At 35.1% G+C, this 14,402-nt stretch carries 16 protein-coding genes; 4 read left to right on the top strand and 12 right to left on the bottom strand.

Annotated elements, in window-relative coordinates; all coding sequences use genetic code 11:
- Window positions 1-272: 272 nt before the first annotated feature.
- Both GKP30_RS14955 and GKP30_RS14950 read right to left on the bottom strand, forming a co-directional pair.
- Window positions 273-884 carry a YitT family protein gene (locus GKP30_RS14955; protein WP_216830259.1) on the bottom strand — a complete coding sequence of 204 codons (612 nt, stop codon included), beginning with the start codon at window positions 882-884 and terminating at the stop codon, window positions 273-275.
- A complete protein-coding gene (locus GKP30_RS14950; protein WP_216830258.1) occupies window positions 881-1,267 on the bottom strand; it encodes an OsmC family protein in 387 nt (128 codons plus the stop codon). The genes GKP30_RS14955 and GKP30_RS14950 overlap by 4 nt, the downstream gene beginning before the upstream one ends.
- Window positions 1,268-1,450: 183 nt before the next feature.
- On the opposite strand from GKP30_RS14950, the gene GKP30_RS14945 reads away from it, so the two are divergent.
- Window positions 1,451-2,656 carry an MFS transporter gene (locus GKP30_RS14945; RefSeq protein WP_216830257.1) on the top strand — a complete coding sequence of 402 codons (1,206 nt, stop codon included), beginning with the start codon at window positions 1,451-1,453 and terminating at the stop codon, window positions 2,654-2,656.
- Window positions 2,657-2,701: 45 nt separating this feature from the next.
- Here the strand turns inward: GKP30_RS14945 and GKP30_RS14940 are convergent, their stop codons facing one another.
- From GKP30_RS14940 to GKP30_RS14915, 6 genes are all read right to left on the bottom strand, one after another.
- Complete coding sequence (locus tag GKP30_RS14940; protein WP_216830256.1) at window positions 2,702-3,478, bottom strand: VLRF1 family aeRF1-type release factor; 777 nt, start codon at window positions 3,476-3,478, stop codon at window positions 2,702-2,704.
- A 950-nt stretch (window positions 3,479-4,428) separates the two neighbouring features.
- Window positions 4,429-4,809, bottom strand: a complete 381-nt coding sequence (locus tag GKP30_RS14935) for a YtxH domain-containing protein (RefSeq protein ID WP_216830255.1) — start codon at window positions 4,807-4,809, stop codon at window positions 4,429-4,431.
- A gap of 90 nt (window positions 4,810-4,899) precedes the next feature.
- A complete protein-coding gene (locus tag GKP30_RS14930) occupies window positions 4,900-5,871 on the bottom strand; it encodes an MBL fold metallo-hydrolase (protein WP_216830254.1) in 972 nt (323 codons plus the stop codon).
- A complete protein-coding gene (locus GKP30_RS14925) occupies window positions 5,858-7,036 on the bottom strand; it encodes a CaiB/BaiF CoA transferase family protein (RefSeq protein ID WP_216830253.1) in 1,179 nt (392 codons plus the stop codon). The genes GKP30_RS14930 and GKP30_RS14925 overlap by 14 nt, the downstream gene beginning before the upstream one ends.
- A 187-nt stretch (window positions 7,037-7,223) precedes the next feature.
- Complete coding sequence (locus tag GKP30_RS14920; RefSeq protein ID WP_216830252.1) at window positions 7,224-7,370, bottom strand: hypothetical protein; 147 nt, start codon at window positions 7,368-7,370, stop codon at window positions 7,224-7,226.
- A gap of 354 nt (window positions 7,371-7,724) precedes the next feature.
- Window positions 7,725-8,144, bottom strand: a complete 420-nt coding sequence (locus tag GKP30_RS14915; RefSeq protein ID WP_216830251.1) for a hypothetical protein — start codon at window positions 8,142-8,144, stop codon at window positions 7,725-7,727.
- Between the two features lie 211 nt (window positions 8,145-8,355).
- Here GKP30_RS14915 and GKP30_RS14910 point away from each other — a divergent pair, with 211 nt between their 5' ends.
- Window positions 8,356-8,502: an FbpB family small basic protein gene (locus tag GKP30_RS14910; RefSeq protein WP_216830250.1), complete on the top strand. Its 147-nt coding sequence runs from the start codon at window positions 8,356-8,358 to the stop codon at window positions 8,500-8,502.
- Between the two features lie 49 nt (window positions 8,503-8,551).
- Here the strand turns inward: GKP30_RS14910 and GKP30_RS14905 are convergent, their stop codons facing one another.
- Window positions 8,552-8,881 carry an SCP2 sterol-binding domain-containing protein gene (locus tag GKP30_RS14905; protein WP_216830249.1) on the bottom strand — a complete coding sequence of 110 codons (330 nt, stop codon included), beginning with the start codon at window positions 8,879-8,881 and terminating at the stop codon, window positions 8,552-8,554.
- A 51-nt stretch (window positions 8,882-8,932) separates the two neighbouring features.
- Window positions 8,933-9,910, bottom strand: a complete 978-nt coding sequence (locus GKP30_RS14900; protein WP_216830248.1) for an alpha/beta hydrolase — start codon at window positions 9,908-9,910, stop codon at window positions 8,933-8,935.
- A 176-nt stretch (window positions 9,911-10,086) separates the two neighbouring features.
- Here GKP30_RS14900 and GKP30_RS14895 point away from each other — a divergent pair, with 176 nt between their 5' ends.
- Window positions 10,087-11,415 carry a cytochrome ubiquinol oxidase subunit I gene (locus GKP30_RS14895; RefSeq protein ID WP_216830247.1) on the top strand — a complete coding sequence of 443 codons (1,329 nt, stop codon included), beginning with the start codon at window positions 10,087-10,089 and terminating at the stop codon, window positions 11,413-11,415.
- A 14-nt stretch (window positions 11,416-11,429) separates the two neighbouring features.
- Window positions 11,430-12,464, top strand: coding sequence for a cytochrome d ubiquinol oxidase subunit II (locus GKP30_RS14890; protein ID WP_216830246.1), 1,035 nt, complete (start codon window positions 11,430-11,432; stop codon window positions 12,462-12,464).
- 104 nt (window positions 12,465-12,568) lie between these two features.
- Here GKP30_RS14890 and GKP30_RS14885 read toward each other — a convergent pair whose 3' ends face one another.
- Together GKP30_RS14885 and treR are read right to left on the bottom strand one after the other, a co-directional pair.
- Entirely contained in the window at window positions 12,569-12,952 is a 384-nt protein-coding gene (locus GKP30_RS14885; protein WP_216830245.1) for a hypothetical protein, read from the bottom strand.
- 728 nt (window positions 12,953-13,680) lie between these two features.
- Window positions 13,681-14,397, bottom strand: coding sequence for a trehalose operon repressor (treR, locus tag GKP30_RS14880; RefSeq protein WP_216830244.1), 717 nt, complete (start codon window positions 14,395-14,397; stop codon window positions 13,681-13,683).
- Between the last annotated feature and the right edge of the window lie 5 nt (window positions 14,398-14,402).

Genomic DNA, 14,402 nt, shown 5'->3' with positions numbered 1-14,402 from the left:
GTTTTTAAAACATTGACGAGATATCATGTATCTCTTTATTTCGCTTGGCTTTTTGTTCAGTTTTCAAAGAACTTTTTTACTGCTGTTTCAGCAGCGACAAGATTTATCTTACCAAATCTAGAGTGGAAAAGCAAGTCTTTTTTAAAACTTTTTTTTAAACCGATTTGATAAGCAGTTATCGCCTTAGCGACAAAAATTATTATATAACTTATTTTCGTCTTCGTCAACTAAATATTATTTAAAAATAATTTGTAAGCTACTCTCCCAAAGGATCACTTTGAAACAGCAGCTTGTCCATCCAATATATAATAATGAAACAATTTATATAAAAGGTCAATAATCTTTGCAGAAATAAATTGAGTAATAAGTGCATAGACCAATATAATCCAATCAATGGTAATTGCTAGTGACATAAAGATGACCGAATTAAATAGAAACAGTAACCTTCCTGGCATTAAATTATACTTCTTATGAAGAACATGAACAATAATAGCAACACCACCAGAGGAGGCCCCACTAATGAATAATAAACTTACACCTACTCCAAATAATATTGCCCCTAAAAACATATCAACGTATACAATAGAAATTGCTTCCATTCCCAATAAACCAATTAATGCAATTGTAATAGAAGTAACCGTCACCGAGTATAAAGTTTTTATTACACTAAACAATCCTATCCATTTAAAAGCAATAGCAAGCAATAAAAAATTAAAACTCCATAAAGAGAGCTCATATTTAATAGAAAAAAGATATTCGAATAGAATAGCAATACCAGCTGCCCCACCCGAAGGTATTGCATGAGGAAATAAAAAAAGGGACATCGATAACCCTTGCAATATCGATCCAATTGTTAAGGATACCCCAAGATAGGTTTTACTCACTCTTCTATAATCTCAAACGTTTCTGTAATTTCAATACTATCTTTGACTGACTGGACCATCGAACAATTTTTTCTAGTAACAACTAAAGACTTTTCAATTTTTTCTTCATTTAAATTTGAGCCAGTAATGACAAAGTGCATATGGATCTTTTGTATTTCTTGTGCTCCCTCTGGGTTTCTTGTCACATCCGCACTTACTTTTACATCTTTATACTGCACCCTTTTCTTTTCTAATACTTTTCGTAGAACACCACCGCTACAAACTGCAATTGAAGATACCAACAATTGATATGGTCTAAAACCAAATTCCTCATTCCCAGAGATATCAAGGGTTCCATATTCAAATTCTGCCTTAAATCCATTTTCCTTCATTATAAATTCCATTAGTTACACATCCCTTACCTGTTTGGTTAGTTTTATTGTACAAAGGTTTCTAGTTTACGTCACCCTATATACAATAAATAATATGACCTCATTCTAAAAATATTTTTCTTGAATATCTATAGTTCGACATTACAATTAGTATGGTATGATGGTTTTTAATTTTTATTTTTACGGAGGATGCTTATGGATAAAATCATAAAAAGTAAGCAGAATCATCCAGGTTATCGCTTTGCGGTTCTAATATTAATGGTTTTAATTGCAGGATTTTCACAAGGAATGTTGTTACCTCTATTAGCAATTATGTTAGAGCAAGCTGGCGTATCATCTTCATTAAACGGTCTAAATGCTGCAGCTCTATATATTGGTATACTTTTAATCTCTCCTTTCATCGAGAAGCCTGTACGGAAGTATGGATATAAACCTGTCATTACCATTGGACTTATATTAATCATCGTTTCATTATTATTGTTCCCATTTTGGCAAGTTTTTTGGTTTTGGTTTATTCTGCGGATGATTGTAGGGATTGGCGATAATATGGTTCACTTCGCCACACAAGTGTGGATTACATCCACAAGTCCTATAAGTAAAAGAGGCCGTAATATTTCACTATACGGATTAGCATTCGGACTCGGGTTTAGTGCTGGACCTTTCATGACAAGACTCCTATCAATTAATGAATACTTACCATTTATTATTGCTAGTATATTTAGTCTAATTTCTTATGTATTTGTTCTTTTCCTAAAAAATGAATGGCCAGAGAACGATTTAGAAACAGCTAAACAAACTGGAACATGGGGACGGTATAAACAAGTAATCAAATTAGCCTGGTTCGCTCTACTACCAGGATTTTGTTATGGTTTCCTTGAGGCTTCTATTCACGGTAATTATCCCGTTTATGCACTTCGTTCCGGTATAACCATAGAATGGGTTTCAATCCTATTACCAGCATTTGTTATCGGGGGCCTTATTACTCAACTACCTTTAGGTTTACTTAGTGATAAATGGGGGAGAAGGAAGTTATTATTGACTGTAACCTTCTTCGGCTCGCTATCATTTTTTAGTATGATTTTTGTTGAGCAATCAATTATACTTCTTCTTTTGTTTTTCACATTATCAGGGGCATTAGTTGGCTCATTATTTTCTTTAGGGGTAATGTATTTAACTGATTTACTTCCGAAGAATTTGTTACCTACAGGAAATGTAATGACAGCAGTAAGTTTTGGTTTAGGAAGTATTTTAGGTCCATTAACTGGTGGCATATTGATTGATGTTATGGAGAGCGGAAGCATTTACTTTGCAATCGGAGGAATATTATTGTTCGTTTTTGTATTAGGTATCGTATTTAGAGAAGATGCTCCTGCTACTGTAAAAAAAGCAGCTACTGCATAATTATTGATTAAGGAGGCTGACTAATGGTAGTCAGCCCCCTTTTTATTATCCGATTACTTCACCAACTATTTTATGACTAGGGAATGAAGATAGGTTTTTCGGAACAACCTTTATGATTTTCGTCTTTAAGTATTTACCCAACTCTTTTGCGAGGTCCTGTGAACCTACAATATAGACTCCCTTCCACTGACATTCTTGAGATTTCTGGTCGATTAAAGGAGCTAATCTCCTTAACCAGCGTTGCTGGTTAATTTCAAGTCTTTCTTGGTACTGATCCTTATGGTTTGCACTTGAAGCAACCCGTTCTGTTGCAGCTGTACCTTCATATTTCCTCCAATTGTCATCATCTAAATTTAAGATATACCGCACTTCTTCATTAATCTCTCCAAGTCTAGTGTCTAATGCTACTAAATCCATTTGTTGCAATAGTAATACACCACTAGCTGGGTATTGATACTGTATGGTCTCTAATTGATCGAGCATCGGTTCGTTTTCCCAAGAAAAACTATTCTCTACTGAAAGTTGCAGTTGGTGAAATTCCCAAATATCCCTATTTGGTGATGCATAAACAACGATTGCTTTTTGCATCTCATGTTGTCGCTCCAGCAATTGCTTCGTTACTTTCTTCTTTACATCCCTAAAATTCTTTAATTCCTCTTTGTCTTTTCTGGCAATAACGTATTGCTCTAATTTCTTCAAACCATTTTTCAGTTGCAGCTTCCAATCATCCTGACCACTTCGAAGTGTGTTCAAATAAATGGTTAGTACACCCTTGTCACACTGGGACACCTTTAATTCCTTTAATCGTTTTGTAAGCGCCAAAAAAATTCCCCCTTTAGGACAAGATATATAACCCTATTACCATTTATATTCGTAATTAAACCAAAAAAAGAAGCACTTTTTTCAGTGCTCCTTCATCATTTAGTGGTAACCATTCGATTTATTAGCCGAACTGCTTGTCTTATGGTTATTAGCGTGTTTATGGCTTGTATTATTTTTATTCTTTTTATTGTGTTTTTTATTACTCATCGTTTACACCTCTCCTTTAGCAACATTCAAAAGCTTTTATAAAAAAAGAAGGCGACCAACGTAAGTGGCCACCTTCTTTCCAAGTACCACATCGTCTTATCAAAAAATTACATTCTGGGGTCGTAACGATTTTTGTCCTTCATAGACACCTCTTCCAACGAATTTGTTGTTCTTAACAAATTACACTTTCAGCATAATTGTTCAACGCCATTCACCTCTGAGGTATTGACAAAATGTTATTACCGTAATTTTAATCATCTTTGATGTGGACTTGTTGTTGAGGATAGCTAACCGCCGTCCTCGTTTATTATGATGTCCTCTTCTAAGAAAAGTATGTAGTTTTTTTTATTTTTTTCACCTTGCTGAAATTATGTTTATCTTAAATTGAGGCTGTTACAAACAATTAGTGGTAATTCACGATGAGCTTAAAATTACATACTAACGTATTTCTTCAAATAATTACAAAAGGTGACCTGTTAAAAGGTCACCTTTTTTGGAAGCTTCACCATTTTAATGCTTCTGGGGCCGTAACGATATTTGTCTTTCGGTAACACCTCTTTCACTGAAGTTACAAACAATTTACACTTTCGGCATAATTGTTCAACGCAACCACCTCTTGAGGTACTAATCAACAATCGTTATTTCCTTCAGCTGTGGTGAAAACTCTTAGAGGATTGCAATTGCCTTCCTCAATAATTATGATGTCACAATTTCTTAAAGTTATTCGGATCTTTTTACAGGAATTAAATTCCTTCAAAAGGATCTTCTTTTTTAGTTCCTCTAATCCTTTTTATATCATCAACTACATCTTTAGCCGCATCAATAACTTCCATTGAACTGGTTTTTATGTGTTGTGCACTTTCTGAAATTTGTTTTACATCATGACTTACTGATTTTAACGCATCAGAAACTTGTGTACTTGTGTCTTTTATTTTTTCAATTATTTCTTCACGATTATCTTTAATGTAAGATGTGGCATCTTGTGCTACATGTTTTAGTTCTTCAGCACCTTCAACGATTTTCTTTCTCGTTTTTGGGTACGTTAATAACGCTGCAACAACAACAACACTACCAACAAACATACCTTTGCAAACTGAATTGCATTGCTTTTGCTTTTTCTCCATTGGTGCCCCTCCTCTGGAAATAATTTCATAGCTCTAGTTTAACAATAATTCTTCAAGGAAAAAAGGACAACCTACTGAATGAACACCCAGTCAGTATGCTTTATAAAAAATAGTTCCTGCTTTTTGTTCTGTTTCAGCTTGACCAGTACTTACAAGTAAATCCAAATGACCTAAAGTTTCTGAAAATGTTAATTCTGGTTGTTTTTTGTACACTTTAGGAAATAGCAGTTGAGTAATTTGATCACATGTAAGAGCATCATTTCCCATCAGTTCCTTAATGTGCCCAGCGCGAAGATTTTGTTCTTGGACCCTTTCGTCTACTAAAGCAGAAATATCTGCGATAGGATCGCCATGACCTGAATAAGAAACTTTTATCGGGTAATTCTTCAACATTAGAAGTGACTCTCGATACTGAAGTAAAGACTTTGATCGTTCTTCCTGACCACTATATGGCGCTTCGATAATGGCATTCGAAGATATATGCTTAATAAGATGGTCGCCAGAAATCGCCTTTTGTTCTTCTTCATTTAGAATCATAATTTGAGTTTGCGCATGGCCAGGTGTTTCAATAACTTTCCACCCCTTTAAACCTGGAACTTCATCTCCAGAACGAACAGGATGATCTACTTTAGCTTTACATGTGAATTGAAGGTAAGACATATTTAGATTATAAATATGCTCAATCATCCGTTCATTCATTCCATGGCTTTTGTATAAATTCATCAGGTAATTAATCGTTTGGTTTAAAAAGGATTCATTTTTTTCTAACCACGGCTTAAGTTTAGGATGCCCTGTAATTTTCGCATTCTCAAATCGATCGATTAAACCGACATGATCAGGATGATGGTGGGTTAAAATGATTTGCTCAATATCTTTTGTTGTATACCCACGCTCTAATAATTCATTACACAGTAATTCCCAGCCTTCTTCTGTTCTAGGTCCAGTATCAACAAGAGTGAGGGCTTCATTTCCCTCAATCAAGTAAACGTTAACTGGACCTACTAAAAAAGGAGTAGGAAGCGTAATGGTACTTATTTTCTGCTTATATTTAGTATACGCCATGATATACTCCTTCCGATTTAACCACTTTTTTCTCTTTTAATGTATTAACCTTCTCTTTATTATACTGTAAAACCTCTAATAAAATGGCTTCTGTATGTTCTCCTAGACCTGGCGCAGGATGTAACCCTGAGAAGCTTTGATTGTCTTTATCATATGTAGTTGCAACTTCTGGATACCCTTCAAATGGAGTAAAAATCAAGCGACGCTCCTCTACGTATTTTGAGGTTGTTAATTCACCTGGCTCAAGTACTGGTGCCATACAACAATCGACCTTTTGCGAAAAGCTCATCCATTCATGCATGGAGTAAGATTGAAAAAGTTCTTTCATCTCACGATAAATTGGATTTTTATCTGTCGTTTCAGACATATGTGCAGATACCCATCCGTCTTTTCCAACCGCATTACAAAAGTTAGCCCAGAATTTTGGCTCTAGTGCACCTAAGCTCATGTAACGATTATCCTTCGTTTTATATACATGATAAGAAATGATTGCTCCAGTTAACTCTGCAACACCTTGTTGTCTTCCTTTTTCACTTGCAATTAAAACGTGATTATTCATAAGTGATACCATCACATCGGTTAGTGACAAATCAATATAACTACCTTCTTTCTTAATCGACCGTTGAACAAGAGCCGCTAAAATAGCCTCTGAAGCAGCCATACCACCTGCCATATCAGCTAACGTAATTGTTGGATGTACAGGTTCATTGTTCTTATCTTTTAACTGGCTAAGTAATCCGCTTAAAGCAATGTAGTTGATGTCATGACTCCCAAAATGACTTAAACCTGTATCTTGACCATAACCTGTCAGAGAACAATAAATAATATCTTTATTTTCCTTTTTTACTTCCTCATAACCTAAACCGAGACGCTCCATAACCCCTGGACGGAAGCTCTCGATAATAACATCTGAACTTCTCATTAAATCTAAAGCAATCTGCTTTCCTTCTTCCTCCTTGAGGTTGAGAGAAATGCTTTTTTTATTACGATTATTCGCTAAAAAAATTAATCCTGTCCCATCACGTTTGTCACCAAGTGCCCGTGCAGGATCACCTGTTAATGGCTCTACTTTAATTACTTCAGCTCCCATGTCACTCAGTCTCAAACTCGCATAAGGACCAGGTAAGTATTGTGAAAAGTCTAAGACACGTATTCCCTCTAACATATTATTCTCTCCCTGCTTCTTATATTTTCTATAATTGTCTACCGTGAAAAAAGACTGACTTTGGCAGTTTATATCGACTCCTTACCTTGAAATATAGAGCTATTATTTTTATTAGCATCTATATTTTGAGCTAGGAAGCCAGACACTTTACTCTCAAGTCAGCCTTATAGAAAAAAGTATTGATTGCTTAGTTGTAAACTTCTGTTAAGAATAAATCTGTATCTAGTGGTTCAAAACCATTTTCAACCTTGCGTAACTCTTGGATTTCCATCGTTAATCTTTCAATTTTCTTTTCCATCTCTTCTAATACTCTCATTTCAACTGTTACTGTCATAGTTAACTCCCCCTAAATAAATTAAAAGAATATTCTGATAATTAAAAGCGAAATAAATTACTCCCTGTTACCCAATGATAACAATCACCTGACGATAGTTACGATGTTCTCCCTTTACTGCAATGCGTTAAATCGTTTTAAATTTATGAATATTCTATCAACGTATTCGTCGTTTGTAAACCACTTTTTCAAATGTAATCGCTTACAGTTCTAAAATAATTTTCCTACAAATTATCTCGGTACTTATCCACACGGTGTGAATACTGTGGGTAACTTGTCCAACTTCTTCAACTACTAAGTAAAATAAGGTGTTTATCTGTGGACAAATTTGTGCATATTGTTTTTTCTCTTTTTTCACCTTTCTAAATAGTTAAGTGCACTATAGACCCAATCTTCTTCTACAATAATATTTTCAACGACTCCTCGTAACCCAATTAATGTTAGTTCATCCAATAAACGCCTTAAATCTGTTAACCTTGTTTGTTGTCGTTCTATTTTTCCTTTTATCCCCTCAACAAATGTATCTGGTTTTTCAAATACGTCTTGATCAACTGCGACCATTTGACCTGTTATTTGAAAGTACACCCATTTAAGTTGTTCATCACTCTTTCTTCTAATTTGTATAATCCGCCTTAGCATTTGTTTACTTTCTTCCGATTCAGCAATCACCATTAGATAATCATAAGTAATAATCGATGTACTTTCACGTGTTAGTAACTTTTCAATAATATTTATAGCAGCAGTGCTTCTATACCATAAGTCATAGTAATTCATTATGCGCTCCCCTGCTTTCCATTTATTCATCTTTTATACATATGAGCGGAAATGCTTGCCCTATAACGGTGAGGAATTATAGTATTTTTATACAAAATCCACCAAAATAAAATAATTATTCGAAAAATTGTAACAACTACTTAACACAATTAAAACAAAGACATATTACAATGGTTTTATAAATAAAAAATATAAAAAGGTATGATGAGAGATGAGAAAACACGCGCCATCGTTTGAAGAGCTAGTTCTAGAGAACAAGAAGCAACTTCTTCAAGATCAAGAAGCTTTAAATAAAATAGAAAAGCGTATTGAAGAAAGAAAAGCCAAAGAATTCGAAACTACTGCCAGCAAAAATTAATAGTAAATTTTAAAAGGTGTCCTAAATAGGACACCTTTTTTTTGGATTTTTATTGATATGTCTTTAACACGTTTTGTAATTTTAACGCTAATCCCATTTCACCCTTAATTTTTAGCTTCCCACCCATGAAAGCCATAGTAGGATTTAATTTACCTGCAACTAACTTTAAAAAATTGGCATCTGATAACGCAAGAGTACACTTTGGCTCATAGTTCTCTCCTAAAACATATTCGACTTGGCCATTTTCAAATTTTATTTGATAGGTACCTTCCTCATCACCTGTTAAATCAAACTGATAAGTTGTATTTAATCCTTGAATTCCTTCTGGATTACTGTTCATTTTTTCTTTTAACGATTCTAAAGTTTCTTTTACTCCCATTTTATTCGCTCCTTTGTTTCAACTATTCAAAGTTTAACACAGAATGAATGGTCATTCATTATTTATTTTATAATTTTCATATAATTGTTTATTTAATTCTCTTACGATCTTTTCATAGACGTTTAAACGAATTCCATCTATTTCATTGAGTAAATGGTGTTTACCCTCATCATACAAAATAATTTGGCTGTTATAAAATAGTCTAGCAATAAACTGACAATTATACCTCCAGTCGACAGTCCCGTCCTCAACACCTTGAAGTACAAGGACTCGTTGCCCTTTTTCATTTAATGAATGAACTTGATCATTCCAATCGATTAATGCCTTCAACCACTTTAAAGGAACCAGCGATGGTTGAAAAGGGTCTTTTTTTAAGAAATCAATAAAGTGTTGGTCAGCACTACTTTGTCGAACAACTCGCTTAACTCTTTTCACTAATGGTTTCATAAAATAGTATCCGACTTTCGTAATTGTCCACAGATTGGAGCGAATAAGAGGGGCTATTAAAATAATGGATTTATATTCGGTTTGAGTGCTTTTGAGGAGATCACTTATAACAACAGCAGCACCTGTACTATGAGCAACGATATTCGGTATAGTATTTAATTGCTTACTAATTTCATTGACTACTAGCTCATATACCCTCTCGTATTCACCAAAGTCGTTAATTTCCGCTGTCTCTCCACTAGATAAACCATGTCCTGGCCAATCGAAAGTAACGACCTTATACCCTGCTTTCGTTAAAAAATGAATGGTATCACTTAAAATACCGACGTGGTCCAAATATCCATGCAACAATAAGACGACATTTTCTTCTCTACTGTTTTGAGGTTCAAACATTTGAACTTTAATTAAATAGCTATCTACATATACATTTCCAAAATGATACTTTTTCTCTTCAGATGGCAGTCCGTAAAATTTTAAATACTTCTTTATGTCACCTGTTTGTTTTATAGGCATTTTGAAATCAATTATTTCTGTTTGCTTTTGTAGTCTACTTATAACCTTTAGCATCTCATTTCTACTCATCTTTTTTTCTCTCCTAATATGGGTGCCTGGCACCTTTACTGTACTAAAGGTGCCAGGCACCCATATATAAAACTTCTTTCAAATAATTTTCGCATATTATGTAAATTTATAACAAATAGTAATAACTGTTGGAAAAGTCTTTATTCATGGTAATTATATGGAAAGGGAGAAAGTTAATGGATAATGTATTACTAGCAAGGATGCTTTTTGGTTCGTCTATAGCTTTTCACATTATTTTCGCAACACTTGGCGTTGGACTTACATTAATGATTTTGATTGCAGAAATTGCCCGTGTAATTACTAAGGATAGTGATTATGGGTTATTAGCTAAACGTTGGACAAAGGGTGTGGCTATTTTATTAGGAGTAGCAATTCCTTCTGGAACAATCGTTGGTGTCATGCTCTCCTTGTTATGGCCAGGCTTTATGGAGATGGTTGGACAAGTGATTGCTTTACCTTTCCAAGTTGAAATATTTGCCTTCTTTATTGAAGCCGTCTTCCTGTCTATTTATATCTATGCTGCGGACCGTTTATCAAATGCGATGCGTCTAATCAGCGTTTTTTTTGTTGCATTCGGAGCAACAGCTTCTGCGGTACTTATTACAGATGCTCACGCATGGATGAATACTCCCCGTGGTTTCGATATAGTTGGTGGTCAAGTTGTGAATGTTCGACCATGGGAGGCTGTTTTTAACCCAAGTATTTATGTTACTGCTTTGCACGTAGTAAGCACTGCTTATCTAGCTGGTGCTTTTGCCATTGCTGCTGTTGCTGCGTATCGGCTCATTCGCGGTGGACTGTCAGATCGTGAGCAAATATATCACCGAAAAGGCATGGTCCTATCATTAATTATCGCTGCAATTATGTCTGTTTATACTTCAGTTAATGGTCACGACGTGGCAGTAATGCTTCACAATTACTTACCTGTAAAACTAGCAGCGGCTGAAGGACTATTTGAAACTCAATCAAATGCTCCGCTTGCGATATTTGGTGAACCTGATCCGGTAGCAGGGCGTGTTGTTGGTGGTATTGAAATTCCTGGCATGCTGAGTTGGTTAGCTACTGGATCAACAGATGGGGTTGTAGTAGGTCTTTATGACTTCCCAGAAGAAGAATGGCCACCTTTATTTGTTCATACACTCTTTAACGTTATGGTTGGTATCGGCACAATGCTTATAGGCATTTCCTTTATTGCGTTAGCTTACCGAATATTTAAAAAAGATAAGCCCTTTCCTGCTTGGATTTTAGTTCCAGTCATAGCTGGTGGCCCACTTGCGATGATTGGTATTGAAGTTGGTTGGATTTTTAGTTGTACCGCTAGACAGCCGTGGACGATTCATCAAGTAATGACTACCGCTGATGCAGCTACACAGTCTGGAAACCTAGGTATGTTGTTCTTCTTGTTTATAACACTTTATATCATGCTTCTCGTATTAACTTATTTGGTCATGAATTTCTACTTTAAACGAAATCCTGTTTCAAAAGACCTAGAAACGACTCCTTAAAGGGGGAATATTCCTTGAATGAAGTTTATATTGCTATTGTATTAATTTGGGTATTTTTATTCGTATACTCTATTGGAGGTTCGATTGATTTTGGAGCGGGATTTTGGGCGATGTTTTATTATGGTCGAAAAGATACAAAAGCTTCAAGTATCGCAAATCGTTACCTTTCACCGTCTTGGGAAGTAACGAATGTTTTTCTAGTCTTATTAGTGGTTGCTCTCGTTGGCTTTTTTCCAGGCGCAGCCTTTTCACTAGGTACAATTATGATTGTTCCTGTTAGCTTCGTTTTACTTTTGCTAACCATACGCAGTGCCTTTATGGTCTACTCTTATACCGTACAAAAGTATACGAAAATGTTAACCGTCATTTCTGGAATCACAGGCCTTTTAATCCCTGCTTTAATGGTCAGTATGCTCCCGATCGCTATTGGGGGATTTGTAGAAACTGTTGGAACAAGGCAATATATTTTATACGACCAACTTCTAACTAGTCCTACGTTATACGCTCATCTAGGCTTTGGGTTAAGTACGGAGTTATTTCTCTCCTCGCTGTTATTAAGTGATTATGCTCGAGAAGCTAACTCCCTGGGGACCTATCATGTTTATCGAAGAAATGCAATCATTCTTGGTCCGATTACGTTGTGTTTTGCAGTCGCTGCGACTTTAACACTGATTCCAGAGGCTCAATGGATGGTAGATAATATGGCAAGAGAATGGGAATTATTTGCTCTATCATTAGTAGCTTTTGCTGTAGGATATAGTGCATTATGGTGGCCATCGAAAAAGGTCGATATTGGGCAGCCTCGCGTTGCAGTGCTTGCGATTATTACCCAATTTGGATTAGCCAGCTTTGCTTATGGGATGGCTCATATGCCTTATATCTTATATCCTGATTTGACCATTTATGACGCGTTTACTAATGAAACGATGTTCTATTCTTTACTAATTGGCTATGGAATCGGATTAGCCATTTTGGTACCTGCATTCTACATTTTCTGGAGATTGTTTATGAAGGACAAACGTTATTTACAAGCGGAAAAATCGAAATAAACGTGTAAAGCTAGAGAATGAATTGCAGACAAATTCATCCTCTAGCCCTTTCTTTGTGACACTTATAAAAAATGAGCCTGACGTCATACAGACTCACTGATTAATCATTTACCCTCACTTACCTCACTAATTGAAAATACATCATTCTCATATACTAACCAAACTTTTATCTCATCTTTTTTAAAGACATTTTTTACTCCGAACCTTTCTTCCTCAAGCTCTGTCCATCCCCATGCTTTTATTTCTTCTAAATAGCGCTGTGGTGGGAGCATCCCATGCCTTCCATTCCTTAATTTATATAATACATACTTTTCAATATTCGGCTGGGTAGGTGTTCGATCTGTTGTCACTTCTGCATTTTCTGGTATTGGAAAGCTCTCTATCGCTGAAGACTCTATGAAAGTGACATTTTCGTGGTAACCTTGATTACAAGCTACAAGAGTAATAATTGATAAAAATAAAACAAAATAAATCAAAATAGTCTTCAATTGTTCCTCCTCCAAACTTTCTCCTAATTTAAATACTGGGTTAAATACAATATATATCTTTGACCTATGTTATTAATTTGTTTCCTCATAGATGTACAAATATCTAATGTTAATGCATACATAGGCTGTTAATGATTTAGACTGTAGCTACTATTGCTACTACAACAACTGTTATCAAAAAAATGAACAAAAAATCAATACCAAAAGTAAAATATCCATAAAAAGTGCGTACTGGTTGACTTCACCTATCTATAATATGCGACAAAAGCTATATCTGTAAGTGAAATTCGTACCTTTTCTTCAATATTCGTCATAATTCTACCTTGACTAAAAATATGGCCAAATTCGCCAATATACCCTTGATTTTCCTTACAATTTTTATATTCTGACCAATAGATATAATGTAAAATTACCCATGCCTTTTTCACTATTAATCTAATAACCTAGGTTTTCAGCAAGGACAAATTCAGCTGAAAATTGTTATTTTAATAACCATAAACTCTAGACCCTCAACATAATGATTACAAGAACTAAAAAAACCCTTGCTCCAACTCGTTTGGCATAGTTAAAGCAGGGGTGGGGTTGTTTTAATTTGATTCTTTCTCAAAGATTGTTGCTTTTTGCAATTGGGCCATTAATCAAACAAAAGGTTGGTTCTTCACAACTTAGCGTGTAGCTTATTAAATAAATTAGCGAAGTGGTCCAACAAAGTTTACGAAAAACATCATTTAATTTATTTTCCTTCTTGCGAAATCAACAAACCTGAATTTATCTGGTCTGTGGCGAGATTCCGTGTATTGAAATAAACTAGCATCCTCTAAGTAAACAAAGTTCTTTACAACAACGACATTAACAAACCCCTCAAGATCAAGTAAACGTCGATCTTCCTCTGTCGGTTCTTCAACAGTTATTTCTTTTTTTGCGAAACTAATTGTTAATCCAAGGTCTTCTTCAATATATTCATAAATCGAGTTTTCACAAACCGACCTTGTTAGATTAGGTACGTATTTTTTTAATAAAAAATCTTTGTCTAAAATAATTTTCTCTTTTCCGATTTCTCGAATACGAATGACTTTCCAAATTTCATCTTCATCAGTTGCCTTTAATTGATCTTTTAAAAAAGGGTTTGGCTTCATTTCAGTAAACTCTTCTACGATCGTATTTGCCCGGTCTCCCATTTTTTTCGCTAATTCTTTAAAGCTAACGAGTCCAGAAATCGGGAAATTTAACTTTTGAACATCTAGCACAATCGAACCTTTACCTTGTACCTTTTGAATATATCCTCTTTCAGAAAGCAATTTTAAGGCTTTCCGAATCGTTTCCCGTGATGTTGAATGAAGCTCGACCAGGTCGTTTTCTGATGGAAGAAGACTATTTACTGGATAGTCTCCTTCCTCTATTCTCGTTGAAAGTTCTTCATATATTTTTACGTATTTATTTTTCACAAATA

Source organism: Alkalihalobacterium elongatum (genome assembly GCF_019024285.1).
Classification (GTDB): Bacteria; Bacillota; Bacilli; order Bacillales; family Bacillaceae_F; genus Alkalihalobacterium; species Alkalihalobacterium elongatum.
The sequence above is the reverse complement of the archived record's forward strand: the minus strand, read 5'-3'. Positions and strand labels throughout refer to the sequence as shown.

Coding starts and splice junctions, on each gene's coding strand:
- GKP30_RS14950 (WP_216830258.1), bottom strand. CDS start 1,267: ATGGAATTTATAATGAAGGAAAATGGATTTAAGGCAGAATTTGAATAT.
- GKP30_RS14945 (WP_216830257.1), top strand. CDS start 1,451: ATGGATAAAATCATAAAAAGTAAGCAGAATCATCCAGGTTATCGCTTT.
- GKP30_RS14935 (WP_216830255.1), bottom strand. CDS start 4,809: ATGGAGAAAAAGCAAAAGCAATGCAATTCAGTTTGCAAAGGTATGTTT.
- GKP30_RS14930 (WP_216830254.1), bottom strand. CDS start 5,871: ATGGCGTATACTAAATATAAGCAGAAAATAAGTACCATTACGCTTCCT.
- GKP30_RS14925 (WP_216830253.1), bottom strand. CDS start 7,036: ATGTTAGAGGGAATACGTGTCTTAGACTTTTCACAATACTTACCTGGT.
- GKP30_RS14920 (WP_216830252.1), bottom strand. CDS start 7,370: ATGACAGTAACAGTTGAAATGAGAGTATTAGAAGAGATGGAAAAGAAA.
- GKP30_RS14915 (WP_216830251.1), bottom strand. CDS start 8,144: ATGAATTACTATGACTTATGGTATAGAAGCACTGCTGCTATAAATATT.
- GKP30_RS14910 (WP_216830250.1), top strand. CDS start 8,356: ATGAGAAAACACGCGCCATCGTTTGAAGAGCTAGTTCTAGAGAACAAG.
- GKP30_RS14905 (WP_216830249.1), bottom strand. CDS start 8,881: ATGGGAGTAAAAGAAACTTTAGAATCGTTAAAAGAAAAAATGAACAGT.
- GKP30_RS14900 (WP_216830248.1), bottom strand. CDS start 9,910: ATGAGTAGAAATGAGATGCTAAAGGTTATAAGTAGACTACAAAAGCAA.
- GKP30_RS14895 (WP_216830247.1), top strand. CDS start 10,087: ATGGATAATGTATTACTAGCAAGGATGCTTTTTGGTTCGTCTATAGCT.